At 63.9% G+C, this 25,424-nt stretch carries 24 protein-coding genes; 16 read left to right on the forward strand and 8 right to left on the reverse strand.

Features of this window, described 5'->3' with window-relative positions; translation table 11 throughout:
* The first annotated feature begins 17 nt into the window (after positions 1-17).
* Both B9N93_RS26015 and B9N93_RS12130 read left to right on the forward strand, forming a co-directional pair.
* Positions 18-890 carry a metallophosphoesterase gene (locus tag B9N93_RS26015; RefSeq protein WP_217807299.1) on the forward strand — a complete coding sequence of 291 codons (873 nt, stop codon included), beginning with the start codon at positions 18-20 and terminating at the stop codon, positions 888-890.
* Positions 891-936: 46 nt separating this feature from the next.
* On the forward strand, positions 937-1,521 hold the full coding sequence (locus B9N93_RS12130; protein ID WP_085213983.1) for a hypothetical protein: 585 nt from the start codon (positions 937-939) through the stop codon (positions 1,519-1,521).
* Between the two features lie 5 nt (positions 1,522-1,526).
* On the opposite strand, the gene B9N93_RS12135 is transcribed toward B9N93_RS12130, so the two are convergent.
* Positions 1,527-2,117, reverse strand: coding sequence for a hypothetical protein (locus tag B9N93_RS12135; RefSeq protein ID WP_085213985.1), 591 nt, complete (start codon positions 2,115-2,117; stop codon positions 1,527-1,529).
* 234 nt (positions 2,118-2,351) lie between these two features.
* On the opposite strand from B9N93_RS12135, the gene B9N93_RS12140 reads away from it, so the two are divergent.
* Positions 2,352-2,555: a hypothetical protein gene (locus tag B9N93_RS12140; protein ID WP_085213987.1), complete on the forward strand. Its 204-nt coding sequence runs from the start codon at positions 2,352-2,354 to the stop codon at positions 2,553-2,555.
* Positions 2,556-2,563: 8 nt separating this feature from the next.
* Here B9N93_RS12140 and B9N93_RS12145 read toward each other — a convergent pair whose 3' ends face one another.
* Genes B9N93_RS12145 through B9N93_RS12160 form a run of 4 tightly spaced genes read right to left on the reverse strand, consistent with a single transcriptional unit; the run spans position 2,564 to position 8,569 of the window.
* On the reverse strand, positions 2,564-4,459 hold the full coding sequence (locus B9N93_RS12145) for a VTT domain-containing protein (protein WP_085213989.1): 1,896 nt from the start codon (positions 4,457-4,459) through the stop codon (positions 2,564-2,566).
* A complete protein-coding gene (gene hemL, locus B9N93_RS12150; protein WP_085213991.1) occupies positions 4,456-5,733 on the reverse strand; it encodes a glutamate-1-semialdehyde 2,1-aminomutase in 1,278 nt (425 codons plus the stop codon). Before hemL ends, B9N93_RS12145 begins: the two co-directional genes overlap by 4 nt.
* Positions 5,734-5,753: 20 nt before the next feature.
* Entirely contained in the window at positions 5,754-6,986 is a 1,233-nt protein-coding gene (locus tag B9N93_RS12155) for a pyridoxal-dependent decarboxylase, exosortase A system-associated (protein WP_085213993.1), read from the reverse strand.
* Complete coding sequence (locus B9N93_RS12160) at positions 6,983-8,569, reverse strand: acyl-CoA ligase (AMP-forming), exosortase A system-associated (protein ID WP_085213995.1); 1,587 nt, start codon at positions 8,567-8,569, stop codon at positions 6,983-6,985. The genes B9N93_RS12155 and B9N93_RS12160 overlap by 4 nt, the downstream gene beginning before the upstream one ends.
* A 342-nt stretch (positions 8,570-8,911) precedes the next feature.
* Here B9N93_RS12160 and B9N93_RS12165 point away from each other — a divergent pair, with 342 nt between their 5' ends.
* From B9N93_RS12165 to B9N93_RS12225, 13 genes are all read left to right on the forward strand, one after another.
* On the forward strand, positions 8,912-9,157 hold the full coding sequence (locus B9N93_RS12165; protein ID WP_085213997.1) for an acyl carrier protein: 246 nt from the start codon (positions 8,912-8,914) through the stop codon (positions 9,155-9,157).
* Between the two features lie 64 nt (positions 9,158-9,221).
* Positions 9,222-11,213, forward strand: a complete 1,992-nt coding sequence (locus B9N93_RS12170; protein WP_085213999.1) for a dehydrogenase E1 component subunit alpha/beta — start codon at positions 9,222-9,224, stop codon at positions 11,211-11,213.
* Between the two features lie 20 nt (positions 11,214-11,233).
* Complete coding sequence (locus B9N93_RS12175) at positions 11,234-12,355, forward strand: biotin/lipoyl-containing protein (RefSeq protein WP_085214001.1); 1,122 nt, start codon at positions 11,234-11,236, stop codon at positions 12,353-12,355.
* 17 nt (positions 12,356-12,372) lie between these two features.
* The gene (locus tag B9N93_RS12180; protein ID WP_085214003.1) at positions 12,373-12,642 is read left to right on the forward strand and encodes a phosphopantetheine-binding protein; all 270 of its coding nucleotides are present in this window, start codon (positions 12,373-12,375) and stop codon (positions 12,640-12,642) included.
* Positions 12,643-12,674: 32 nt separating this feature from the next.
* The gene (locus B9N93_RS12185) at positions 12,675-13,514 is read left to right on the forward strand and encodes a hydrolase 2, exosortase A system-associated (RefSeq protein WP_176225247.1); all 840 of its coding nucleotides are present in this window, start codon (positions 12,675-12,677) and stop codon (positions 13,512-13,514) included.
* Positions 13,511-14,395, forward strand: coding sequence for a hydrolase 1, exosortase A system-associated (locus B9N93_RS12190; RefSeq protein WP_217807300.1), 885 nt, complete (start codon positions 13,511-13,513; stop codon positions 14,393-14,395). Before B9N93_RS12185 ends, B9N93_RS12190 begins: the two co-directional genes overlap by 4 nt.
* A gap of 5 nt (positions 14,396-14,400) precedes the next feature.
* Positions 14,401-15,243 carry a hypothetical protein gene (locus B9N93_RS12195; protein ID WP_085214009.1) on the forward strand — a complete coding sequence of 281 codons (843 nt, stop codon included), beginning with the start codon at positions 14,401-14,403 and terminating at the stop codon, positions 15,241-15,243.
* A 91-nt stretch (positions 15,244-15,334) separates the two neighbouring features.
* Positions 15,335-16,078 carry a tetratricopeptide repeat protein gene (locus B9N93_RS12200; protein ID WP_085214011.1) on the forward strand — a complete coding sequence of 248 codons (744 nt, stop codon included), beginning with the start codon at positions 15,335-15,337 and terminating at the stop codon, positions 16,076-16,078.
* 86 nt (positions 16,079-16,164) lie between these two features.
* Entirely contained in the window at positions 16,165-17,400 is a 1,236-nt protein-coding gene (locus B9N93_RS12205) for a glycosyltransferase family protein (protein ID WP_085214013.1), read from the forward strand.
* Positions 17,401-17,467: 67 nt separating this feature from the next.
* Complete coding sequence (locus B9N93_RS12210; protein WP_085214015.1) at positions 17,468-18,673, forward strand: prenyltransferase/squalene oxidase repeat-containing protein; 1,206 nt, start codon at positions 17,468-17,470, stop codon at positions 18,671-18,673.
* A 112-nt stretch (positions 18,674-18,785) separates the two neighbouring features.
* Positions 18,786-19,739, forward strand: a complete 954-nt coding sequence (locus tag B9N93_RS12215) for an AAC(3) family N-acetyltransferase (RefSeq protein WP_085214017.1) — start codon at positions 18,786-18,788, stop codon at positions 19,737-19,739.
* 261 nt (positions 19,740-20,000) lie between these two features.
* A complete protein-coding gene (locus tag B9N93_RS12220) occupies positions 20,001-20,597 on the forward strand; it encodes a class I SAM-dependent methyltransferase (protein WP_254899482.1) in 597 nt (198 codons plus the stop codon).
* Positions 20,594-22,126 (forward strand): lipopolysaccharide biosynthesis protein, encoded by a 1,533-nt coding sequence (locus tag B9N93_RS12225; protein WP_085214021.1) that lies wholly within the window; start codon positions 20,594-20,596, stop codon positions 22,124-22,126. The genes B9N93_RS12220 and B9N93_RS12225 overlap by 4 nt, the downstream gene beginning before the upstream one ends.
* Here the strand turns inward: B9N93_RS12225 and B9N93_RS12230 are convergent.
* From B9N93_RS12230 to B9N93_RS12240, 3 genes are all read right to left on the reverse strand, one after another.
* Positions 22,101-23,432, reverse strand: a complete 1,332-nt coding sequence (locus tag B9N93_RS12230) for a putative O-glycosylation ligase, exosortase A system-associated (protein WP_085214023.1) — start codon at positions 23,430-23,432, stop codon at positions 22,101-22,103. The genes B9N93_RS12225 and B9N93_RS12230 overlap by 26 nt on opposite strands.
* A gap of 291 nt (positions 23,433-23,723) precedes the next feature.
* Positions 23,724-24,665 (reverse strand): sigma-54 interaction domain-containing protein, encoded by a 942-nt coding sequence (locus B9N93_RS12235; protein WP_085214025.1) that lies wholly within the window; start codon positions 24,663-24,665, stop codon positions 23,724-23,726.
* Positions 24,666-24,687: 22 nt separating this feature from the next.
* On the reverse strand, positions 24,688-25,413 hold the full coding sequence (locus B9N93_RS12240) for a sulfite exporter TauE/SafE family protein (RefSeq protein ID WP_254899387.1): 726 nt from the start codon (positions 25,411-25,413) through the stop codon (positions 24,688-24,690).
* Positions 25,414-25,424 lie beyond the last annotated feature (11 nt).

Below are 25,424 nucleotides of genomic sequence, written 5' to 3' on the forward strand. Positions count from 1 at the left end.
CCACGAGCAACACCGCCATGAACCTGGAAGAGGCCACGTTTCGCAGGAATAACGGCATCCGGCTGGTCAAGCGGCTGCCCACCAACCGGGCCGGGCGGGATTTCGTGGTCGGCGACCTGCACGGCTGCCGCAAGGAACTGGACCGCCTGCTGTTGCTGGTGAAATTCGACCGCGGCGTGGACCGCCTCATCTCGGTGGGCGATCTGGTGGACCGCGGCCCCTATTCGTTGGATTGCCTGTCGTTGCTGAAAGCGCCCTGGTTCCACGCGGTCATGGGCAACCACGAGCAACTGATGCTGAATTTCTTCGCGCCCTGGTTGAAGGATGGCTCCTCCGCCGACCCCTACGACGACACCGGCCTGAGCTTCCTGGTCAACGGCGGCAACTGGGCGTTGCACGAATGCGATTCGCACTGGCGTCCGGTGCAACCCCTGCGCGACCTGTTGGAACTGGTGATCGCCCTGCCGCAAATCCTGGTGGTGGGCGAGGGCGGCAACCGCTACAACGTGGTCCACGCCGAACTGGTCGCCCCCCACAGCCGCGAGCAGAAACCGGAAGTCTGGTCCGACGCCGATATCGACGCCCTGCCCGACTACAGCCCGGTCCAGGCCGACTACCCGGCCCTGCGCTGGTCGCGCCAGTTCATGGGCGCGAACCGCCGCCACCACGGCTTCCCGGCCAAGCTGCCCGAGCTGTCCCAGACCTTCTGCGGCCATACCGTGGGGCTGGGGGTACGCACGGCGCTGTCCCACGTCTGCCTGGACACCGGGGCTTTCCTGCTCCACCGCCAGGACACGCCCAAGGAGAACTACGGACTGACCCTGCTGGACGTGCGGGAAGGCCGCTATATGACCTTGCGGGATTACTATCTGGAAGACGGGGATTTGTAGCGCCCGCCACGAGATTTTCGAACCCCACCCCTAGGAGAAACACCCCATGACCGTCCCGACCCCGGCGAGGCCCACGGCCATCGCCATCCTAGCGCTCGCCCTGCTCTTCTGCGCCCTGCCGGCACGGGCCGCGCAACTCAACGGCGTCACCGGCACCTGGAGCGCCAACCTGAAAACCCATTTCACCATCAAGGGCTACGGCGGCCACAAGGCGAAGGGGGACGGCAACTGCGTCCTGACCCTGGTGGACAACCTGAACGCGAGCTTCGCCTGCGCGGGCTTCGACACCACCGCCGGCCAAACCTACAGCGGCAACCTCAGCGCCCTGGTGCGGCGCGACAAGCTGGGCTGGTCGCTGGACACGCAAGGCCTGGATCAAGCCAAGGCCAACATGACCCAATGGCTGATCGCCAGGAACCTGAAAAAAGGCCGACAACTCGCCGCCGAGAACGTGGGCTATGAATTCCTGCGCTTCAGCTACAAGCCGATCCGGCTCAAGGCCAACCTGACCCAACCGGCAAAAGCCAACGCGACGATCAAGGGGCGGGTCACGCAACTGGTCAACGACCGCTATGTCATCAAGCCCTTCACCTACCAGATCGCCATCAAATACCTGTCCAGGGCGCCCTGAAGTGCTTATTCCTTGACGGCGTAGACCTCACCGCCCCGGTCCAGGAAGAAGGTCTTGCTCTGGGTGACATAAACGCCCAGCACATTCTTGGAGCGGTATTTGCAGCGCACCTGGTAGCCTTTCTTGGTCTCGACCACCGGGCTCCATTCGATGGCCTCGAACGAGGCCGCATCGTACAAGCTGTTCTTGAGATAGCGCTCGACCTGCCGCACCGACCCGTTCCACGGGCTGTTCGCCACCGCGGGACGCTCCGGGGCGGCGGGCTGGGCCTTGACGGCGGCGGGACCGGTCTTGGGCGGGGTGTCGGGTTTGCGCGGCACCTCGGCGGTTTTCGGCGGGACCGGCTTCTGCGGGCGCGGCTCGGGCCGGGCGGGCTTGACCTCGGCCTTGGAGTCGCGGGGCGTGGCGGCGGGCATCGCCGCCGGGGTCCGCCGGGTCTCGTGGGGCAGGAACTTGCCCAGGAGCGCGACCAGGACAACCCCGACGATCAAGGGCGCACAGCCCAATCTCAGCTTGGGCGGCGGGTTGGCGGCGGCGGGCGGCGGCGCGGCGGCCCCCTCGGGCGCGGGCGGTTTTCTAGGGGTTTTGGACGCCATGGCTATGGATCGGCGAGGCTAGGGAAGATGGGCAGAATTCGGGCGGCTATTCTACCAAGCCAGACCGGACTTCCAGGACCGGCAGCGGCATCCGTCCCGCGCCGGCTCACTTGGGGAAAAATCACCGAAAAAATGGGTAATATTTACGTTTTTGAGTGGCGATACCGGGACTAGACTGGCAGTCGGAATTCAGCCAGATAGAGCGCCCGGTCGCACGGGCGGCGAGGAACCCCCATGATTGCCGACATCCTCTACCTCAGTCTCCAAGAAGGCCAGTCCTACCATCAGGAAAACCCGGCATCGACCCTACAAGACGCCCAAGCGGAGGCCCAGCGCCGCTGGCCCGAAGAACCCTATATCGGGCTCTGCCGGGCATTCTTCCTGAGCGGCTGGGTCCAGGCCGGATTCGGGGACGGGGCCGAGCCCGCCGAATCCTGAACCGGGTTTCAAGGCGGGATCAAGACGACGCTCCGCCCCCCCTCCGCCGCGCGGACCACACCCCCATGGCGAGTCCGCAACCCGGTCTCGAACAAGGTCGGCGCGTCGTTTCCGCCGGGCCGCTCCTCCGCGAACCGCAACAGCCCGAACCAAGCCCGCGCCTCCAGGAAAGCCACGCCCCCCAGCCAGATCGGCACCCCCCGCGCCTCCCAGCCACTAGGCCAGAACCTCGCAATCAGCCAGCGTCCACCGGACACCGGCTTGACCATCCGCAAGGCATCCGGTTCGGCCTGGTTGAAATGCGGCAGGACCGGCAAGGCGGCAATGTCGGTGTCGGGATTCAGCACCTCCAGCGCCGTTCCCGATTCCCAGGACCGCGCCACGCGCCAGCCGTCCCGGACCAGGTCGGCCCGGATATCCACCAAGGGCGCGGCCCACTGCACAGCTAGGGACTGGTCGGGATGGCCGAAAATCCGCGCCCGGTGGGATGGCAAATCCCGCCAACGCCATGCCAGCCAGTCGGCGGCATCCACTGCCGTCCAGGCGGCGGGACGGGCGAATTCGGCGAGGGAATGACCATGCCACAAGCCCGCCAAAATCACGGCCAGGACCAGGGCCACCCGCCAAGCAAACCCTGCGGGCGGCGGCACCGCGCCGCGATGCCGCCGATAGGCCACCCCCAACACCGCCAACCAAGCCGCGCCCAGCGCCAATCCGAACCCCACCGCCAGCGCGTCCCCGGTCCCGGCGTAGAGCCGGGCGAAGGCCACAGCGGCCACCAGCAAAGCCGCCGCCGAATAGACCGGCCAGTGCCAGCCGGGCCCGACCCGCTCCGCCAGCAAGACCGCCAGGAAACCATAGGCCACCACGGCATTCAACGCCTCCGCGTCCAACCTGGGCGCCGGGAACAGGGCACGGCAAACCCAACCCAGCCCGACCGCGAACCCCAAGCCGACCAGCCAATGCCCGGCGGCGGAGCGGCCTCCCGCGCGCCACAAGATCGCGCCCACGCCCAATCCCAAGGCCGACAAGGCAGGCACGCCGCCCAAGCCGGCGCAGACGGTCAAGGCATAATCGGCCCAGGGGTTGCGCCACGCCCGCAGGAACACCGGCCACAAGCCGGGTGGCCACCACCAACACAGTAAAAAGGCGGTCCCGCCGAGCAGGACCGCCCACAGCGCCAGCCCCGGATAATCGCGGCGGCTGGGATCGACCAGGGGAATGGTCAGGCGGCCCAGCCAAGGATGGCCGCGGCCGAAATCGAACAAGGCGAGGATCAACCCATGGGCGCGGGGTTGGCAATAGCCGTACAGGCGCTTGGCCAGCCAAGCCGCCGACCATAGCGCCGCCAGCAGGACGAGGGCCAGGGCGACGAGGCGCTCGGTAATCCGCGCCGCCAATTCCATGGATGCCCCGAAGGCCATTCCCGGCAGGAGATAGGCCGGTGCCCACAACAGGGCCGAAACGATGTTGACGGTCAGGAAGTGCCGCCCCGGCATGTCCATCATGCCCGCCACCAAGGGGATCACCGCCCGGACCGGCCCCACGAAACGCCCGAACAGCACGCCGCTGCCGCCATGGCGGCGGAAGAACGCCATGCCGCGCTCGACCATGCCGGGATAGCGGGAAAACGGCCATACCGACAGCAACCGTCCGCGATAATGCCGCCCCAGCCAGAAACTCAGCCCATCGCCAACGATGGCCCCGGCCACCGCGTAGGCACAGACCGGCCCGAACCCCAGGGCACCCGCCCCGATCAAAGCGCCCGCCGCGAACATCATCGCCACGCCCGGCACCAACAACCCGACCACGGCCAGCGACTCGGCCAGCGCGGTCAGGAAGACCACGAACCCGGCGAGTTGGGGATGCTGGACGATCCAGCCGTAGAGTTCGGAGAGGTTCAAAGCGTGGCGAACACCTGTTCGGCGGCGTCGAGGGTGGCCTGGATGACGGCGGCGTCGTGGGCGGCGGACACGAAACCGGCCTCGAAGGCGGAAGGCGCGAGATAAACGCCCCGCTCCAACATGGCATGGAAGAAGCGGTTGAAGCGCGGCTGGTCGCAGGCCATCACCCCGGCGAAGCTGGACACGCTGCCCGCCCCGGTGAAGAACAGGCCGAACATGCCGCCGACCGCCTGGGCGGCGAAGGGGACGCCCGCCCGCTCCGCCCGCGCCAGCAAGCCATCGGTCAGGCTCCGGGTGCTGGCGGCCAAATCCTCGAAAAAGCCGGGCCGCGCCAGCAAGCGCAAGGTGGCGAGCCCCGCCGCCATCGCCACCGGGTTGCCGGACAAGGTGCCCGCCTGATAGACCGGACCCAAGGGGGCCAGATGTTCCATGATCTCGCGCCGCCCGCCGAAAGCGCCAACCGGCATCCCGCCGCCGATCACCTTGCCCAACGTGGTCAGATCGGGGCGGACGCCGTACAGCGCCTGCGCCCCGCCCAAGGCCACCCGGAAGCCGGTCATCACCTCGTCGAAGATCAACACCGCGCCGTGGGCGTCGCACACCTCACGTAGGGTTTCCAGGAAACCCGGCAGCGGCGGCACGCAATTCATATTGCCCGCCACCGGCTCGACGATGACGCAGGCGATTTCGGAGCCACAGCGGGCGAACGCCTCCCGCACGGCCCCGGCGTCGTTATAGGCCAGGGTCAGCGTGTATTCGGCCAGGGCGGCGGGCACGCCCGGCGAACTCGGCACGCCCAGGGTCAAGGCACCGGAACCGGCCTTGACCAGCAGCGAATCCGAATGCCCGTGGTAACAGCCCTCGAACTTGACGATCTGGTCGCGCCCGGTGAAACCCCGCGCCAAGCGGATGGCGCTCATGGTGGCCTCGGTGCCAGAACTCACCATCCGCACCATGTCCATGGATGGCACCAGGGCGCACAGGGTTTCCGCCATCTCGGTCTCGCTGGCCGTGGGCGCTCCATAGCTCAAACCCCGGTCCACCGCCGCGTGGACCGCCGCGAGGACTTCCGAGTGGGCATGGCCCAACACCATCGGTCCCCAGGAGCCGACGTAGTCGATATAGCGCCGCTCGTCCGCGCCATAAAGATACGGTCCCCCGGCGCGTTCGATGAAAACCGGGGTGCCGCCGACGCTCTTGAAAGCGCGGACGGGGGAATTGACGCCGCCGGGGATGTGGGTCCGGGCGGCCGCGAAGAGATCGTTATCGTTCATATTGAAGTGAAAAAAAGAAATTAGACCAAGACTTCGAGGGCCGGAGGATGACCCAGGAACGCCATGGGACTGGAGGTAAGACCATAGGCGCCGGATTGGAGGATGACCACCAAATCGCCGACCTCGGCATGGCCCAGCGGCATCCTATCCGCCAATAGATCCAGCGGGGTGCAAAGCGGCCCGACCACCGAGGCCGTTCCCATGGCCACGGCGGCGACCCGGTTGCCGACCAGGACCGGATAGTTCTTGCGGATCACCTGGCCGAAATTGCCGGAAGCCGACAGGTGATGGTGCAAACCGCCATCGACCACCAGGAACACCTGGCCCCGCGATTCCTTGCGGTCCAACACCCGCGCGACATACACCCCGGCCTCGCCCACCAGATAGCGTCCCAGTTCGATCACGAACTCGGCCTCCGGGAAATCGCGGCGGGCGGCGGGCATCAAACCGGCCAGATGCCCTCCCACCGCCCCCAAATCCAGCGGTCTTTCCCCTGGGAAATAGGGAATCCCGAAACCGCCGCCCAGATTCAGCAAACGGACCGGGCCGGGAGCGTTGGCCGCGAGCCGCCGCGCCAATTCGAAGGTGTTGCGCTGGGCTTCCATGATCGACTCGGCCTTGAGATTCTGCGAACCCGAGAAAATATGGAACCCATGGAAATCGACCGGAAGCCCAGCCATGCGGGCCAGCAGTTCCGGCACCCGCTCGACGTCCACGCCGAATGGTTTGGGACCGCCGCCCATTTTCATGCCGGAGGATTTCAGCTCGAAATCGGGATTCACCCGCACCGCGATCTTGGGACGCAGGCCCAGTTCCCGCCCGGCCCGCGCCAGGATATCCAGTTCGCGCCCGGATTCCAGGTTGATGACGATGCCGGCGGCGGTGGCCTGCCATAGTTCGCGCTCGGTCTTGCCGGGACCGGCGAAACTGATTTTCTCCGGTACCATCGGCGTATCCAACGCGGTTTTCATTTCGCCCGCCGAGGCCACGTCGAAGCCATCGACCAAGCCGGCCAGATGTTGGACCACGGCGGGCATCGGATTGGCCTTGATGGCGTAGTGCAGATGGATATCAACGGGCAAAGCGGCCCGTAACTCGCTCACCCGCTGGGTGATCAGCCTGCGGTCGTAGGCATAGAAAGGCGTATAGCCGACGCGCTCGACCAAGCGGGACAAAGGGGTTCCGCCTAGGGTCAAGCAATTGTCCCGTACCGGGAACAAAATGGGATGGGTATGCCGGACGGCTTCGTTCATGACGCCGCCTCCTCGAACATACCGCCCAGTTCGGTGGCGAGGCGCTTGCGGTCGATCTTCCCGTTGGGATTGCGCGGCAAGGGTTCCGTCCTGGCGACGATCCTGGCCGGCACCATGAAGGCGGGCAGTTGGCGCTTGCACGCCTCCAACACCCTGCCGCTGGCCGCGTCCCCGTTATCCACGGCGAAAGTCACCAGCACGACGGCCTGTCCCAGCACGGGATGGGTGACACCCACCGCGGCGGTTTCCGTCACCGCCCCGGCGGAATAGGCGACCTCCTCGATCTCGGTCGGGCTGATGCGGTAGCCCGAGGTCTTGATCATCTCGTCGCGGCGGCCGATGAAATACAGGTAGCCCTCTTCGTCCTTGCGCACCGTATCGCCCGACCACACCGCCATTTCCGGCAAAGGGAGTCCCGGCAATTGCCCCGGCGCGGGCTTGTAGCGCTCGGCGGTCTTCTCGGGATCGTTCCAATAGCCCAGCGCCACATGTATGCCGCGATGGACCAGTTCCCCAGGCTCGCCCGGCGCGCACGGCGTGCCGTCCTCCCGCACCACCATGATTTCGGCATTGGGAATCGCCTTGCCCATGGAATCGGGACGCCGGTCCACCTCCTCGGGCGGCAGGTAGGTGGAACGGAAAGCCTCGGTCAGGCCGTACATCAGATAGGGCTTGGTCTTCGGCAGTTTGCCCCTAAGCGCGTCCAGGGTCGGCTTGGGCATATGCCCGCCGGAGTTCGTGATATAACGCAGGTGTTGGTCGGTGCCTTCGGGCCAGTCCAATTGCGCCAATTGCACCCACAGCGGCGGTACTGCTGCCAAGCCTGTGATGCGTTCGCGCACGACCATGCGTATCACATCGCGCGGCAGGAGGTAGTTCATCAGCACCGCGCAAGCACCGACGCGGAAGGCCGTGGTCAGTTGCGACAGCCCATAATCGAACGAGAGCGGCAAAACCGCCAAGATACGGTCCTCCGCCGTATTTTCGAGATACTCGGCGACGCTGTCGGCCCCGGCGACCAGATTGCGGTGCGACAACACCACACCCTTGGGCCGACCGGTACTGCCCGAGGTGTAGAGGATCGCGGCCATGTCCTGGTCGATCACCCGGTGGGCCGGACGCGCCACGGCACCTAGCCGCTCGGACCAATTCACCATACGCAGCCCCGCGATTTCGGGCACGGGCCGCCCCCCTATCAGAACGATGGCACGCAAGTCGCGGCATTTGGATACTGTGTCCGCGATCAAATCCCATCTTTCAGGCGAAGTGACCAGGATTCTGGCGCAGCAATCCGACAGGATATGGCCGACCTGCTCGGGTTTCAGCAGTGGATTCACCGGGACGAAAACACCGCCCGCCGCCGCCGCACCGAACATAGCGACCACTGTTTCAAGACGCTTTTCGAGGTAGATCGCCACCCTGTCGGCACGCTCCAACCCCAATCCAAGCATCAAGTTGGCGGAAACTTCGATTTCTTTGCGTAAATCCGCAAAGCTGCACTCTCGTCCGCCATCCCGGAGCGCCACGGCTCCAGGGTTCGCGAGCGCCGCAGCGCTCGCCAAATCGTGGATTAAATTTGTCATTGGCTACTCATCACTAATCAACTTGAGTGGACATAACGAAAGGGCGCTTTTTTAATCGCTAACGATTCCCCTTGCCCCTCGCGTCACCCTCATCAACAATCAACGCTTGCACGCTTTCTACCGTAACGGCCTCCTCCGCAAAAACGATTGAGCAACTAAAGCCACCTTCTCTTTCCAGCCTCCCCTCGTCTATGGGATTTGTTGTATGCTAGCATATTATCATAGCGCGTCAGCCACGCCACGGCGGTGTCATGGCCCCCTGCGAGCGGGTGTTCAATACCCACCACCCTCTTACCCCGTCGACTAGCCACAGTTACCCCCCATAATAACGGAATCCCTCCCGTGCTCGAACAGAAAATCATTAGAATACTCGGTCATGTACTGCAACTCGGTGATCGCGGTATAAACTTCAACAATTCCACATTGTTATTATGTCATGTGCCGGAGTTCGATTCGATGGCCGTGGTCTCCGTGCTAACCGCCATCGAAGAAGAATTTGGAATCATCGTGGACGACGACGAAATCAGCGCCTCGGTTTTCGAAACGGTCGGTTCATTGGTTTCTTTCGTGGAATCGAAACTAGCATAAACTTTAAATCCACCCGTTTTCACCCGACGCCAAGTCAAGTATTCCAAACGCTATTTCCCCCATTATGCGGATCAGTATTCCCGGCTTTTCCCTAGACCGCCATGGCAAACCCGTCATCGGTCTGGACGACGCCAGCCTGTATGCCTACGGCGATCTCATCCGCGGTACGGAGCGGCTGATCCTCGACCTGTTCGGACGCGGCCTGCTGTCGGGCACCACCCATACCTGTATCGGCCAGGAACTATGCCAGATGTCCGTGGTACGGGCGCTCAACCACCCCCAGGACGCGGTGCTTTCGAATCACCGCAACCATGGCCATTTCCTCAGCTATTCCGGGGACGCGCTGGGCCTCGTCGCCGAAATCATGGGACGGCGGGACGGCGTCTGCGGCGGCTATGGCGGCAGCCAGCATATCGCCCACCGCCATTTCCATAGCAACGGCGTACAAGCCGGGATGACGGGCATCGGCACGGGGCTGGCGCTTGCCCGTCAACGGCGGGACAGCTCAGGCCTCGTCGCCATCATGATCGGCGACGGCACCTTGGGCGAAGGACTCCTCTACGAAAGCTTCAACCTCGCTTCCGTCTGGAAGGCTCCGGCGCTGTTCGTGGTTGAGAACAACCGCATCGCCCAAACCACCCCCACCGCGCACACGCTCGGCGGCGACATCGCCGCACGCGGCGCGGCGTTCGGCTTGAAGACCTACGAACTCGACGATGCCGCGCCCGACTTCATGCGACAGGCCGACGCAATCGTCGCCGAACTGCGCGGGCTGCGGCATCCGGCCCTGCTCGTCATCGAAACCCGGCGGCTGGGGCCGCACAGCAAGGGCGACGACTTGCGCAGCGATGCGGAAAAACGCTACATCGCCGAACGCGATCCTTTGCAAAATCTGGGCCGTCGCTTGGACACGGTGGAACGCGCCGCCATCGAAGCCCGCAACACGGCGTTCCTGCGGGAAGTCGAAGCCGCGGCCCTGGACTCCCCCGAAGCCCGCTTCCAACCGGAAACCCGCCCAGTCTTCCGGCCCGCCCAAGCCGCCTCCACTTCCGCCTTGGCCGCCGTGGCCCCCAATGTACGCGCCTCCATCAACCAAGCCTTGCGCCAACTGCTGGCGACGCATGCAGACATCCTCCTGCTGGGCGAAGATTTGCACGATCCCTACGGCGGTGCTTTCAAAGTCACGGCGGGACTCTCCACCGACTTCCCGGACCGGGTGATCTCGACCCCGATCAGCGAGGCCGGCATCACCGGCGCGGGCATCGGGCTGGCGCTGGCGGGGCTGAGGCCCATCGTGGAAATCATGTTCGCGGATTTCCTCAGCCTGTGCCTGGATCAAATCTACAACCACGCCGTGAAATTCCCCGGCATGTTCCCGGACGTGGACGTGCCCTTGATACTCCGCACACCTTGCGGCGGCCGGCGCGGCTACGGTCCCACCCACAGCCAAAGCCCGGAAAACCTGTTCGTCTCGGTGCCCGGCCTGACCGTGGTCTATCCTAGCCACCGGCACAACGTCGGCCAACTCTTGGCGGACGCGGCCACCCGCTGGCCCAATCCGACCCTGTTCCTCGAACACAAGCTACTGTACGGGGAAGCCCAAAACCCCCTGGATTACACCGAATTGCCCGCCGACCCGGCCGACCTGGGGAGCGACATGTTCCCCACGCTGCGGCGGGGGGCCACCGAACCGGATATTAGCTTGATCGCCTTCGGCGGGATGCTGCCCATCGTCGAACACGCCGCCCGGCGGCTGGCGGAAGAAGAAGAACTCGCGGTGGAGATCATCGCCCCGTCGCTCTTGGCCCCCCTGCCCCGCGCCGGCCTGCTGGCGGCCCTGGCGGACCGCCCCCTCGTCGCCGTCATCGAGGAATCGCACCACGAATTCGGCGTCAGCGCCGAAATCCTCGCGTGTTTGGCGGAATCGGGCTACCGGGGCAAACTGGCCCGCCTCGGCACGGCCGCCCGGCCCATCGCCGCCGCCCGCGGCATCGAGCGGGCACTCCTGCCCGACGCGGACACGATCATCGCCGAGATCGTGGAATTATTTTCATAAACCGAATAGAGCAGTACGCCATGGCCATCCCGGTCTATACACCGAGAGTCAACAACAATGACGATGAAGTCCGCCTCATCGGGCTGGAAGTCGCGGTCGGCGACCGGGTGGCCCGTGGCCAAGCCGTCGCGCAGATCGAGACCGACAAGGCGGTCATGGAGATCGAAGCCCCCGCCGAGGGCTACGTGCTGGACATCGCCGCCGCCCCCGACAGCCAGATCGCCGTGGGGAGCATCTTGATCTGGCTGGGCACCACGCCCGACTCAGCGGTACCCCAGGCGGCGGATTTGGACGCGCCGCCGCACGCCACCGCCGCCACGCCCACCGCCAAGGCGCGGCAACTGTTACAGCGCTACGGGCTGACCGCCGCCCAGGTTCCCGCCCAAGGCCCGCGGCTGACCGCCGCAGCGGTGTCGAGCTACGCCGCATCCCAAGGACTCGCCCCGCTGGCCGACGCTCCGCCACCGCCCCGCTCCGCCGCCCGCGCCCCGGAACCCATGCCCGGCGTTCCGGGCCAATGGCGCGAACTCCAGAGCGACGAGAAAGGCATGCTGGCCACGGTGACTTGGCATCGCGACCACGCCGTGCCCGGTTATATCGAACTGGAATACGACCCCCGGCCCTGGGCCGAGTATGCCCGGACTTTCGCGGAACGCCACAAACTGATGCTCAGCCCCCTGCTCTCGCTGATGGCATGGCGCCTGACCCGGCTGGCCGCCGCCACGCCCAAGCTCAACAGCGCCTTAATCGACGAACGCCGTTACGAATACGCCGCCGTGAACCTGGGCTTCACCGCGCAGGTGGATGAAACCCTCTACCTGTGCGTGCTGCGGGACGCGGAACAGCGCGATGCGCTGGCCTTCGTCAACGCCCTGCTGGATTTGCAGCGCCGCGCCGCAGTGCATAAACTCGCCGCCGACGAAACCAGGGGCGCGACCCTGGGGTTTTCCAGCATGGAGCGTTGGAAAGTCAGCCGGCATATCCCCGTGCTGCCCCCGCTCGCGTCCTTGATGGTGGCCCACACCGCCGACGCCCAAGGCCGCGCCGTGCTGGGCGCGACCTACGACCACCGCGTGCTGAACGGTTTCCAAGTCGTCTCGGCCCTACGCAAGCTGGGCAAACCGCCTTCGGACACCCCCTGACCCCCGGAACCCCCATCATGGCCCCCGACCGCATCGCTATTGAACAGGCCATCAAGGCCAAGATCGTCGATATCGCCGACCAACTGGGCGAAGACGCCCGCGCATTGACCCACGACGAATTGATCCCGGCGACGGGCTTGATCGACTCGGCGGGGCTGCTCCAATTGCTGGCCTGGTACGAACATCATTTTCAGATTCCCCTGGCCCAGGACGAAATCACCGTGGACAACCTCGGCACCATCGCGACCATGGCCGGGTTCGCGCTCAAGAAAAAGGGCTTGCTGTAGTGGCCGGGACTTTAGAACCCCAGGTTCCCAGCGTGGAAGTCGCTCCCTATTTCCTCGATAGCCGCGAGGGGCGGCTGTTCGCCGTGCATCACCGCCCAGGACCGGATGCCCCCTGCCATGGCCACGTCCTGGTCGTCCCGCCCTTCAACGAGGAAATGAACCGCTGCCGGGCCATGCTCACCCTGCAAGCGCGGGCGTTGGCCGCCCATGGCATCGGCACTTTGGTGCTGGATTTGTTCGGCAGCGGCGACAGCGCGGGCGGGTACCGCGACGGGCGCTGGGAAATCTGGCTGGACAACCTCCAAGCCGCGCTGACCTGGCTGGATGGCCAGCGCGGTGCCCGCCGGGCGTTGCTCGGCGTCCGCATGGGCGCTCTGCTGGCGGCGGAAAGCCTGCGCCGCCGCAACGATCCCGCCACCGCGCTACTGGCCTGGCAACCGGTGATCGATGGCAAACAGCATTTCACCCAATTCCTGCGCCTGCGCCTCGCCGCGCAACTGGACCGCCCCGATCAGGCCAAGGAAACCACCGGCTTCCTGCGCCAACAGCTCGCTGCGGGCCACTGTGTCGAAGTGGCCGGCTATGAAATCCACCCGGAGCTGGCCGCGGCCATCGACGCCGCCCATCTGGCCCGGCTCGCGCCGCCCGCAGGCACCCCGGTCTTCTGGCTGGAACAGGTCCTCGCCGCCGACACTCCCGAACCGACCAGCGCCAGCCTCAAGCTCTTGGAAACCTGGTCCGCCGCCGGCTTGACCCCGGACGTGGCCGTATACCAAGACCCGCCGTTCTGGCAGGCCCATGAACGGGCCATCGCGCCCAGGGCGCTGGAACTCACCACCGGCTGGCTGCGCGACCAATGGATGCCCGCATGAAAGAAACCACCTTCACCTTCGACTGCCAAGGCTCGCCCTTGGTCGGTATCTGCCACCACCCGGACCGGCCAGCCCGCCGTGGCGTGCTGATGGTGCTGGCGGGCGGTCCCCAGTACCGCGTCGGCGGCCACCGCCAGCTCACGCTGTGGGCGCGGCGCCTCGCCGCCGAAGGCTATCCCGTGTTCCGCTTCGATTATCGCGGCACGGGCGACAGCCACGGCGAATTCCGCGGCTACAAATGGATAGACGAAGACATCCGCGCCGCCATCGACCGTTTCTGCGAGGAAACGCCGGGACTCACCGAAATCGTCCTCTGGGGCGAATGCAACGCGGCGACGGCCATCGTGTTCTACGCCTACCGCGACCCGCGGGTGCGCGGGATGGTGCTGCTCAATCCCTGGACCCGCACCGCCGAGGGCCAAGCCCGGACCCTCATGCGGCACTATTACCTCGACCGCCTCAAGCACCCGGATTTCTGGAAGAAGGTGTTCTCCTTCCAATTCGACCCGGTCGCTTCGCTACGGTCCCTGGTCCGGCTCGCCCGCCTCGCCCGGCAAGCGGGTCCAGCGTCCCCAGGCGCGGCCCAGGCGGGCATCGGAACCGAAGCCCCGTTGTCGCGCGACCTACCGCTGCCGGAAGCCTTCCTGGCGGGTTTCTCGCGCTTCCAAGGCGGTCCCGTCATGCTGGTGATGAGCGGCAGGGACCTCATCGCCCGCGAGTTCGACGAAGCCATCCAGGCCAATCCCGAACGCTGGGAACCCGAACTCCGCGCCAAACGCTGCCGCCGCCACGACACCCACGACGGCGACCACACCTTCTCCTCCGAAGCCCAGCGCTCCCAAGTGGCCGATTGGGCCATCGCCTGGCTGGCGTCCTGGTGAAGCCCATGCCCCCCGTCATCGAGCCGATCACCGCGGACAACCTGCCCGGATTCGCGGCCTTCCTGCATGAAAACCTGAATCCCGCCTTCCGGGCCGACCAATGGGAAGCCTTTTTCCGCGGGCAATGGACCCCGGAGCCACCCAATCACGGTTTCCTGCTGCGCGACGGGGACCGAATCGTCGGCGGCATTGGCGCGCTCTACGCCGACCGCGTGATCCGGGGACAACCCGAACGCTTCTGCAACATCACCAGTTGGTGCGTGCTGGACGCCTACCGCAAGCAGAGCATGAAGCTGGCGATGGCGGTGGTTGCGCAACCGGGTTTCCATTTCACCGATTTCTCGCCAACCCAGGTGGTCGCCGGGACGCTGCGGTTCCTCAAGTTCAAGCCGCTGGACGACCGGCAGGCGGTGGTTTTCAATGTGCCGGGATTTTCCGGCGGGAAAATACTGGACCGGGAGGATGAACTTAAGGCCCAGTTCGGCCCGGAAAATTTAGCGGTCTACCGCGACCACGCCGGCTTCCCCTGGCTCAAACATCTCGCGCTCGGGAATGCGGACGCATGGTGCCATGTGATCTATAAGCGGACCCGCTTCAAGGGGCTGCCCGCCGCGAAAATCCTCCACCTCAGCGATCCCGGCGTATTCGAGCGCAACCTGGGTAAGCTCCGGTCCTATTTCCTGCGCCATGGCCTGGCCACGACGCATGTGGAATGCCGCCGTTTGAATGGGCAGCCCTGGCCGAGCAAACTGCGCTCAGGGTTCATTCCCAAGCTCTATCTCAGCTCGACGCTGGCAGATACCGATATCGATTATCTATACTCCGAATCCGTGGCGCTGGATTTATAACGATGGCGCAACGGTTCTCCTGGCTATCGAAACCCCCTTATCCCCACGCGGATTCGGCCAACCGCCCGGCTTCCACCCACCGGAAAGCGCCATGAAACCCCTGCTCCGTTGCTTTTACTTCGTATCCTCGGGTTTGGGTCTGTTTTCAGCCCTGCCGATCCACGCGGCCATTCCCACCGAGCAAGAGATTCGGAAACTACCCCTAGCTTGTAAATTCCAATCCAATACCAGCCATGGCCAACCCACTTTCGGCAGAACCTCGGAGCAAATGAACCAAGACCATGATAAATGGCTGAAACTGCTCGGGCCAGGCTTCAATCATTATCACCATTTCTGCTGGGGACAGACCAATGTGAATAAATATTACAGCAGCTTTGGCGCTCCGCCCACCGAGAAGAATTCGCTCTTAAGATATGCGGTCGCGGATTACAACTATTCCATAGAAAGGTCCCCTCCCGACTTCTCCCTCCTCCCCGAAATACTGGTCGCCAGGGCCAAGGCTTACGTATTGCTCAAAGAAACCGTCAAAGCGATACCGGACTTGCAGCAGGCGATCAAACTCAACCCCAAATACGAAAAAGCCTACGCCGACCTCGCGGAAATCTATGCGAAAGACGGACAGCCGGAAGTAGCCAAGAAAATAATCCAGGCGGGCCTGCAATTAGCGCCCAACTCCCCGATCCTGACCCGGCGCGCGGCCCGGCTGAACGCGGAGGCCAAACGGGCCTCCGGTAGCGGAACCCCCATCAAACCCGATGCCCAGCATACCGGGAGTGGAAGCCCGCCGGAAAATATCCAGAAAAACACTCCGGGCGGCCCGAAAACCAACCCTTGAAACATGAGCAACGCGGTTTGCCAAAGGACCGGCCAAAGACCCCCGCCCATCACCCGTAATCAAAGCCGAACAGGTCCACCCTCCCCATGAAGCGCGTCTTGATGATCGCCTACCATTTCCCGCCGCTGGCGGGCAGCAGCGGCATCCAGAGAACCCTCAGGTTCGCCAAGTATCTGCCGGAATTCGGCTGGACACCGTTGGTATTGACCGCCCACCCCATCGCCTACGAACAGACCTCCCCCGACCAGCTCGGCGAGATTCCCACCGGAACGGTGGTGATGCGCGCCCCGGCCTTGAACACGGCGCGGCATCTCTCGTTCAAGGGACGCTATCCGCAATGCCTGGCCCTGCCCGACCGCTGGGCCGGCTGGTGGGCAGGGGCGGTCCCGCCGGGACTTTGGATGATCCACAAATACCGCCCCGACCTGATTTGGTCCACCTATCCCATCGCCACCGCGCACAAGATCGGCGGCACCTTGCACCGGCTGACGGGCGTGCCCTGGGTGGCGGACTTCCGCGACCCGATGGTGGAGGCCAACTATCCCCGCGACCCCGTGGTGCGCGAAAGCTACCGCCGCATCGAGACCTACGCCGTGAACCACGCGGCCCTGTCGGTCTGCACCTCGCCCGGCAACATCCGCCTCTACTCCGAACGCTATCCCCACCGCGCCGACCGCCTGAACCTGATCGAAAACGGCTACGACGAGGAATGTTTCGAGGGACTCGATCCAGGCGGCGCACCGCTGAACCCCGGCAAGCTCACCCTGCTGCACAGCGGCATCGCCTATCCCTCGGAACGCAACCCCACCCATTTCTTCGCCGCCCTGCGCCGGCTGCGCGAAGCCCATGCCCTGTCACCCGAACGCTTGGTGGTACGCTTCCGCGCCCCCGCCCACGAGGCACCACTTTTGGCGATAGCCGAGCAGCACGGTGTGCGCGACTTCATCGAAATCGCCCCGCCCGTGCCTTACCGCGACGCACTGGCCGAGATGATGCGGGCCGACCTGTTGCTCATCATGCAGGCCGGCAACTGCAACGACCAGATTCCCGCCAAATTCTACGAATACCTGCGTGCCGGGAGGCCCATCCTGGGGCTGACCGACCCCAAGGGCGACACCGCCCGCGCCCTCGCCGCCGCCGGCGTGGAACTCACGGCCCCGCTGGACGACACCGACGCCATCGCCGCGCTGCTGCGCCGCGTCGCTGACGGCGCGGCAACGTCCCCGCCCACCGCCGCGCTCATCCCCGCCGCTTCGCGCCGACACCGCACCGCGCAACTGGCCGGGCATTTCGACGCGCTTTGCGCCCGGCCCCCGGCATGAACACCGCCCCGGCCCGTTCATCCGGCGCACTCCAAGCCCACGCCTCCACCCCGACCCCGCACTATCCATGAACACCACCGCGACCCGACTCAAGCAAATCGCCGCCCGCATCAAAACCCGCTATCTGGACGAGCCCCGCCTGCCCGCGCCCGCCCAGCGGCAACTCCTACTGGACCGGGCCGGCCTGCCCGACCTCGATCCCGGACCCGAGGCCGTGGCGGCGGCGGGCATCGCCTGGCTCAAGCGCTCGCAGGACCAGTCCCTCCACCGGGACGGCGGCTCCGCGCGCGACTTCAGCCTGCTCAAGGGCTGGGCCAGTGCCTACCCGGAAACCTCGGGCTACATCGTCCCCACGCTGATCGACTACGCCGACCGCACCCACGATTCCGCGCTCGCCGACCGCGCCCGGCGGATGCTGGACTGGCTGGTGTCCATCCAATTCCCCGAAGGCGGCTTCCAAGGCGGCAAGATCGACGCCGACCCGCGCGTGCCGGTCACGTTCAACACCGGGCAAATCCTGATCGGGCTGGCGGCGGGAGTACGCAGGTTCGGCGACGCCTACCTGGAGCCCATGCACAAGGCCGCCGCTTGGCTCAGGGACAGCCAGGACGCCGACGGCTGTTGGCGCAAACACCCCACGCCGTTCGCCGCGCCCGGCGAAAAAGCCTACGAAACCCATGTATCCTGGGGCTTGTTCGAGGCGGCGCGGCTGGCCCCGGACCCAGGCTATGGCGAGGCCGGCCTCCGGCAAGTGCGCTGGGCGCTGACCAAGCAACGGGAAAACGGCTGGTTCGCCAGCAATTGCCTATCCTCTCCCGAACAACCGCTGACCCACACCATCGGCTATGCGTTGCGCGGTGTCATCGAAGCCTACCGCTACTCGGGCGAGGCCGATCTGCTGACGGCGGCGCGGAAGACGGCGGACGCGCTGCTGCGGGCCATGGCGACCGACGGTCGCATCGCCGGACAACTCGATTGCGATTGGAACGCCACGGTGGATTGGGTCTGCCTGACCGGCAGCGTGCAAATCGCGGCCTGCTGGTTCCTGCTACACGCGATCACCGGGAACGCCGCCTACCTCGACGCCGCCCGCCGCGCCAACCGCTACGTCCGCCGCACGGTGCCTATCAGCGGCGATCCCGATATCGTCGGTGGCGTCCGGGGCGCGTTCCCGGTCGATGGCGACTATGGGCGCTTCGAATATCTCAACTGGGCGGCCAAATTCTGCGTCGATGCCCAATTGATGGAACTCGATTACCCGGCCCCCGCTTAATCCGGGATTTGGATATTGGAAATCCTTGAATTGACCGGCGGCGACTTCGATTTATCGCCGCTGCCAACAATAGGCAGCGGAACGCCATCTGCCCCCCACAGGCGACGCCCTTATGGACTTCAACCAGCCTTGGAACCTCCCCATGCGCCATCCCCTCTCGGTCTATACCCGATCCCTCCAACGCGACGCCTCCCGCTTATCGGCGAAAATCCAACGCCGCCTGCGCAAGTTTACGCAGGAAAACGGCGATAATCCCCCTAAGCCGTCCCGTGCGACCCGAGTTATCGTCGATAAAGCGGCCATCGCCACGGCCTTGGCCAACCTGGGCTTGGGTTCCGGGGATACCGTCATGGTCCATAGCGGAATCAGTAATCTCGGCAAAATCACCGGCGGGCCGCAGGCGGTATTCAATCTCATCGCCGAGCAAGTCGGCGATGAAGGACATATGCTATATCCGGTCTTTCCCTTCAATACCTTGATGTATGGATATCTAGCTTCGCGCCCGGTATTCGACGCCGCCAATGCGCCCAGCAAAATGGGCTCCCTGAGTGAATATGCGCTCCGAACCCCAGGGGGACAACGTAGCCTACATCCCAGCCATTCGATCTTGGCTTTCGGACCACGCGCCGGATATTTCGTGGGGGAACACCACCTATGCCGAACCCCCTTCGCCGACCTATCCCCCTTCGCGCGGCTGGTGGAAGCGAAAGGCAAGATACTACTGATCGGGGTGGACCTGAATAGCACCACCAGTTTCCACCGCACCGAGGATCGGATGGGCACTGATTTTCCGGTGAAGGTCTATGCGGATGAGATATTCGAGGTTGCCTGCGTAGATACCCAAGGGCGGGAATATAAAGTCATTACCCAGGCGCACGATCCATTCATTTCCAGGGTTCGCGACTGCGAATTGGTAAGGAACGCATTTATACGGGCAGGAGTGATACGCGAGGCCCAGATCGGCAGCGGTGTCTTAGCACTCATCGATGCCGCCTTAATGGATCAAACTCTGGAAAGCCTTTGGCGGCAGGAGCGTTTCACCATATATGGCCGGATTTGGGGTTGAATTTTCAACATGGGAATAGGTATCGTATTCAGCCCGCCAGGCCACCATTCAAACCAGGCAGCTCCGCCCAAAAAAACCAGCCGCCCGCACCATGGGCTATAATGCGGATTCCTCCCGCCGGAGCTTCGTTTTCGGATTCAGGCGGCGTTGATTTAAGCAACCCTCCCAACCTCATCCTGGCAGGCCCATTCGATGAACCCAATACCTTGGCGCATCAGGGCCGCGATTTCGCGGCATTTCCCGCTGGTATACCACTTGGCTGTGAACCTCTTCGGAAGGCATCGATCCCCCGGTTATTGGGACGCCCGCCTCGCGGAAACCTGGCATCTTAGGACTTGGCCGACCAAAAACGCGCTGATCGCACGGCATACCCCCCTGGATGCGGCCATCCTCGATATCGCCTGCGGCAACGGCAGCATACTCCGCGACCTCAAAGCACGTGGCTATGGCGATCTCTCAGGCCTTGAGATTTCCGGGTACGCCGTCGACCGCCTACGGGAAGAAGGCTTCACGATGTACCCAGGAAAAGCACCTTATTTGCCGGTGCCCGATGCGGGCTTCGACGCGATCATCGCTTCCCAGATACTTGAGCATGTTATCCGCCGGGATGTTTTCGCCAACGAAATCAAACGCGCCTTGAAACCGGGTGGACAAGCCTTTTTCTTTGTCCCGGACGATTGCCTCGGCCCCATCGACGAGCCGGAACATGTCGTCCAGTTCAACGCCCGCACTTTCGAGGCATTCCTCGCCCGGCACTTCGAGGTGATCTCGATAGAAAGCATCAAAGACGAGAATTTCAGCATGCCGATATTATTTGGCCGGGTCCGCCCAAAAAACACCTATAAACCCCACCCGTGAACCTCCGCACCCAAGTATTGTCCGCGCTCAAGTGGACTTTAATCGGTAGATTAAGCTCGCAGATCGTATCCTGGGCCATCACTATCGTGGTGATGCGCCTACTGGCTCCCAACGATTATGGCCTGGTGGCGATGACCACCATATTCAGCGGATTATTCGCCTTCATCGCCGAAATCGGGCTGGGCTATAGCCTCGTGCAATCGAAAGAGGTTTCAACCCGACAAACCCGGCAGGTTTTCGCCGTCGTATTGGCTTCGAATTTTTGCGTGTCCGCGCTCCTGGCCTTCGGGGTCGCGCCGCTCGCGTCATGGTTTTTCGTGGAGCCACGCATAGAGGCGGTCATGCAAGTCATCAGCTTGCAATTCATCCCCGCCGCGTTCGCGGTCATCCCCAACGCGACCCTGGACCGCGCGATGCGCTACCGGGAACGGGCGTTCATCGATTTTTCCTCCCATCTCCTTGGCGCTTTGCTCATCCTTTTCCTGGCCAGCGAGGGATATGGCGCTTTATCCTTGGTTTGGGGCACGGTATTCCAAACCACATTCCGGGCGATAGGGTTAAACTGCGTCAGCCCTTATTTCCAGCCACCCTTATTCCGTTTTTCCGGCAGCGGCCAGATCATCCGGTTCGGGCGGGATGTGGCGGCTACCCAATTCATATTCTATATCTATTCCCAAGCCGATTCGTTCGTGATCGGAAAACTGCTGGGGGGCCACGATCTCGGGTTATATTCCGTTTCGATGAACCTGGCATCGATGCCCGCCTCGCGCATTTCCGCCATCCTCAACCAAGTAGCTTTTCCCGCCATGTCCAAGGTCAAACGTGACGGTGGCAATGTCAACCAATACCTATTGAAAAGCCTGCGCGGTATCAGCCTGCTATCCTTCCCCGTCATGTGGGGCATGTCCTGCGTGTCCCCGGAACTCGTGGCCGGGTTGCTCGGCGGGCAATGGCTGGAAGCGACCGACTCGCTCGCGCTGCTCTGCCTCATCATGCCGCTGCGGGTGCTGAGCCCGATCATAAACGCCGGGCTGCAATCGGTCGGACGCGCCGATGCGAGCTTCCGCAACACGGTTTCGACCGCCATCGTGATGTGCGCCGCGTTCGTCGTCGGCTGCCAAGCCGGCCTGCCGGGCATGGCGCTGGCCTGGATAACCGCGTTCCCGCTGGTCTTCCTCGCCAATGTGGCCCTCTCCCGCCGGCACCTCGGCTTGACCCTGTCCGCGGTGATCCTGGCGCTTTCGAAACCCCTGCTCGCCAGCCTGCTGATGTACGGCGCGGTATGGGGGATGCGCGAGGGCTTGGCCGCCTTGGCGATGCCGCCAGCACTGCACGCCCTCACCCGGCTGCCCCTGCCCCGGCTGGGAGTGCTGGTCTTCACCGGCGCGCTGACTTATCTGTTGGGGAGCCTGCTGTTCAACCGCGCGGGACTGGCCGAAGTGATGGGCCTGCTGCGTCCCGCCAGGCTCGAAGCGACCCGGCCCGCCAGTTCGGAGCGCGAGGTCAAGCGCCGCCCCGCCTCGTCCTGACGAAACCCGCCTGCGTGGGAATGGCCGACGAGGCCGCATCCACGCCGGTGGCGGAAGCCGCTATTTCCTTGCCGACGACGGTCTTGACCGCGCCCACGATGAAGAGCAGGCACCAAGGCAAATCGAAATATGCCAGCCCCAGGAACGCGCCGCCGGTCGCATAGGCGATCAGGGAAACCTGTATCATCCGCGCCAAATCCCCGGCCCATTGCAAGGCCGTGACACCCTTGGCTTTAGCGGTCACCCAACGGGTATCCTTGAATACCAGCCACCATATGACCAAATAGGCGATCAACCCTGGGAAACCATGCTCGCCGAGTATCTCGAAATAAATACTATGCACGTCAAACGCGCCGCCCTGGGAGTTCCTGTAGAAACCCTCGGGCGAATATAAGGTATACGCATTGACCGACCACAGTTCGAATCCCCCCCCGGTCAACCGGTCCTGGGCGATCCTTGTCGCCACGGTCCAGGCTTTGAGTCGGCTCATCGCGGACGCATCCTGCTGGTAGGTTTCGATGGTATGCATGCGCTGGTACCATGCGGCCGGCATCATGGCGAGGATCACCCCGACCAGCAATCCCCCCAGCAACGCGATCCTGAACTTGTTCTTGACCTTGAACCAGAAGTAGAACAGCATCGCGCCGCCCGCCAAGAGGGCGCCACGCGATTGCGTCCCGACGGCGGCGACCACGGTCAAACCCATGCCGGCCAGCAGGGCCAACCGCAGGAACCGCTGCCGCACCTGCGACGACAAATAATAAAAAAAAGGCGCCGTCATCAGCAGGGCGACGGCGACCTCGTTATTCCCTTCCACAAAGGATCCGCTCGGCCCCCAAACCCGTTGCGTCCCCCCGGTTATGATGGTGAATATCCCGCCTTTCACCCCGTAATATCCGAACGAACCCACGATCACCGCGATCATCTTATTGATCGCGGCCTTATCCACCAGCAGCATCCCGGTGACGATGGCCATGAAAAATATCTTCGAGACCTTCTTGTACTGGATCCAGGCTTCGTCCGGGATCATCGCATACACGGAGGTGACCGCCATCCACGCCCACAGCACGCACATCCCAATCGCGGCGGCGGACATCGGATTGACCTTCCGCTTGGCACCGAAGGCCAAGGGTATGGTCACGACCGCGGAAATCAGGGCGAACGGAAACGAATAGGCGAACCCGTAGGCCAGGCGATGCGGATTCATGAAGGATACCCAGTTCCACAACAAGACGCCGTACAGGGGCTCCTTGAAAACCCTGAGCAGGACCAGGCAAAAAATCACCACCAAAGCGATATCACGCATTACGCTTGCCTAAATACGCAGATCATCGAACGCTCCGCCAAACAAACCCGGCGGACGAATCCATAAGGGGGAACCGAACCCGGACGGAGAAATTTATCCCACGGGCTTGGGAAGGGGGGGCCGGGACCGTCGAACCAGGGCGGGCGTGGCGGATGGGCCGAAAAGGAGCGGGGGGAAACGGATGGCGCTGAAGGAAGGGGGCGATGCGCGGAGCCACCGGCAGGGCGGTAGGACGACCGACCCGGCGTCCGCCCGGACCGTGGCCGGTCCGGGCGGACGCCGGGCGATGCCTTAGCTGATCCCATATTTCTGCATACGGTACAACAAGGTATCCCTGGAAATCCCCAACAGCCGCGCCGAGCGGCTACGGTTGCCATTGGTGCGGTTAAGGGCTTGGCGGATCAGGTCCATCTCCACCTTCTCCAAGTCGATGCCGAGTTCCGGCAGGTCGAACAAGGGCTTTTGGGCCGGCACCCGGTTGATGATTTCCGAGGGCAGGTTGTTCTCCTCGATCACGCGGCCGGCCAAAAGGATCGACAGGCGCTCGCAGACATTGCGCAGTTCGCGGACATTGCCCGGCCAGTGGTAGGCCGACAGGCGGTTGAGGGCGACCTTGCTGAAGCTGGCCTCCGGCAAACGATGCTCCTCGGCGAACTGGCGCATAAAATGCTGCAACAGGACCTGAATATCGCCCATGCGCTCGCGCAGCGGCGGGATTTCCAAGGGGACGACATTGAGCCGGTAATAGAGGTCGCGGCGGAATTCGCCCCGGGCGATCTTTTCCTGGAGGTTGGAGTTGGTGGCGGCCAGGATACGGACATTGACCCTGGAGGTCTGGGTTTCGCCCACCGGCTGGATTTCGCCGGTTTCCAGGAAGCGCAGCAGCTTGGCCTGCAAGGCCACGGGCAGGGAATCCACCTCGTCCAGGAACACCGTGCCGCTGTCGGCGGCCTGCAAACGCCCGAGTTGGTTGCCGATGGCTCCGGTGAACGCGCCCTTCCTGTGGCCGAACAATTCGGATTCGGCCAGGGATTCCGGCAGGGCGGCGCAATTGAGGGTGATGAACGGTTTGTCGGCGCGGGGGCTATGCTGCTGCAACGCCTGGGCCAACACTTCCTTGCCGGTCCCGGTTTCGCCGACCACCAGCACCGTCACATCGGTCGCGGCCACCATCCTGGCGCTCCGCAGCAAAGCCTCGAAATTCGGCGACTGGCCGATTAATCTTTGGAACATAGCCTCAACCTCCCATCGTTGATTACATACCTATCGAATGCCGCACCATGGGATTCAACCAGGGGAACGCAGCCAATAGGGCCAGGGCGATCAAGGTGATACCCGTCGCCTGGCGGAATTTTTTCATGCTGGATAAACGCACCATCCAAGAGGTCATTATACCGACCCCCATTACCGCGGGCATAGTGCCGAGTCCGAAGGCGAACATGGTGAAGGTGCTGCGCACCACATCCCCGGTGGTCGCCGCCAAGGTCAGGGCGGTATAGACCAGCCCACACGGCAACCAGCCCCAGACCATGCCGAACACGAAGGCTTGCGGTAGGGTCTCGACCGGGATCAGGCGCCGCCCGTAAGGCTCGATCCTGCGCCACATGGTGCCGCCGATCTTTTCGATATAGGCGAAGCGCGGGAACCAGCCGCCGATATGCAAGCCCGCCCCGGCCATGATCAGGGCGGAGAGGATTTGCAGGATGCGGTGGCCGTGGCCCTCGCCCAGGGGCATGCTCAGCATATGCTCGGCCAGGCCGGCCAATAGCCCGCCCAGGGAGTAGCTGGCGATCCGCCCGAGGTTGTAGCTGAACACGAAGGGCATCAGGAGATGCTTCTGCTCGCGGATTTCGCGCTTGAGGCTCAGGGTGAGGGAACCGATGATGGAACCACACATCCCCAGGCAATGTAGGGCGCTGAACAGCCCCATGAGCAGGGCGACCAGATAGGAAGTACTGAAAGTTTCGTCGAAATGGTGCATGGGCGCGAAAG

This window comes from Methylomagnum ishizawai (assembly GCF_900155475.1).
GTDB lineage: Bacteria > Pseudomonadota > Gammaproteobacteria > Methylococcales > Methylococcaceae > Methylomagnum > Methylomagnum ishizawai_A.

Bases quoted from the DNA above. Each gene is read 5' to 3' on its own strand.
- B9N93_RS26015 (WP_217807299.1), top strand. From the start codon at position 18: ATGAACCTGGAAGAGGCCACGTTTCGCAGGAATAACGGCATCCGGCTG.
- B9N93_RS12195 (WP_085214009.1), top strand. From the start codon at position 14,401: ATGCCCCCCGTCATCGAGCCGATCACCGCGGACAACCTGCCCGGATTC.
- B9N93_RS12240 (WP_254899387.1), bottom strand. From the start codon at position 25,413: ATGCACCATTTCGACGAAACTTTCAGTACTTCCTATCTGGTCGCCCTG.
- B9N93_RS12205 (WP_085214013.1), top strand. From the start codon at position 16,165: ATGAAGCGCGTCTTGATGATCGCCTACCATTTCCCGCCGCTGGCGGGC.
- B9N93_RS12160 (WP_085213995.1), bottom strand. From the start codon at position 8,569: ATGACAAATTTAATCCACGATTTGGCGAGCGCTGCGGCGCTCGCGAAC.
- B9N93_RS12230 (WP_085214023.1), bottom strand. From the start codon at position 23,432: ATGCGTGATATCGCTTTGGTGGTGATTTTTTGCCTGGTCCTGCTCAGG.
- B9N93_RS12155 (WP_085213993.1), bottom strand. From the start codon at position 6,986: ATGAACGAAGCCGTCCGGCATACCCATCCCATTTTGTTCCCGGTACGG.
- hemL (WP_085213991.1), bottom strand. From the start codon at position 5,733: ATGAACGATAACGATCTCTTCGCGGCCGCCCGGACCCACATCCCCGGC.
- B9N93_RS12175 (WP_085214001.1), top strand. From the start codon at position 11,234: ATGGCCATCCCGGTCTATACACCGAGAGTCAACAACAATGACGATGAA.
- B9N93_RS12180 (WP_085214003.1), top strand. From the start codon at position 12,373: ATGGCCCCCGACCGCATCGCTATTGAACAGGCCATCAAGGCCAAGATC.
- B9N93_RS12190 (WP_217807300.1), top strand. From the start codon at position 13,511: ATGAAAGAAACCACCTTCACCTTCGACTGCCAAGGCTCGCCCTTGGTC.
- B9N93_RS12200 (WP_085214011.1), top strand. From the start codon at position 15,335: ATGAAACCCCTGCTCCGTTGCTTTTACTTCGTATCCTCGGGTTTGGGT.
- B9N93_RS12130 (WP_085213983.1), top strand. From the start codon at position 937: ATGACCGTCCCGACCCCGGCGAGGCCCACGGCCATCGCCATCCTAGCG.
- B9N93_RS12135 (WP_085213985.1), bottom strand. From the start codon at position 2,117: ATGGCGTCCAAAACCCCTAGAAAACCGCCCGCGCCCGAGGGGGCCGCC.
- B9N93_RS12210 (WP_085214015.1), top strand. From the start codon at position 17,468: ATGAACACCACCGCGACCCGACTCAAGCAAATCGCCGCCCGCATCAAA.
- B9N93_RS12215 (WP_085214017.1), top strand. From the start codon at position 18,786: ATGGACTTCAACCAGCCTTGGAACCTCCCCATGCGCCATCCCCTCTCG.
- B9N93_RS12170 (WP_085213999.1), top strand. From the start codon at position 9,222: ATGCGGATCAGTATTCCCGGCTTTTCCCTAGACCGCCATGGCAAACCC.
- B9N93_RS12140 (WP_085213987.1), top strand. From the start codon at position 2,352: ATGATTGCCGACATCCTCTACCTCAGTCTCCAAGAAGGCCAGTCCTAC.
- B9N93_RS12235 (WP_085214025.1), bottom strand. From the start codon at position 24,665: ATGTTCCAAAGATTAATCGGCCAGTCGCCGAATTTCGAGGCTTTGCTG.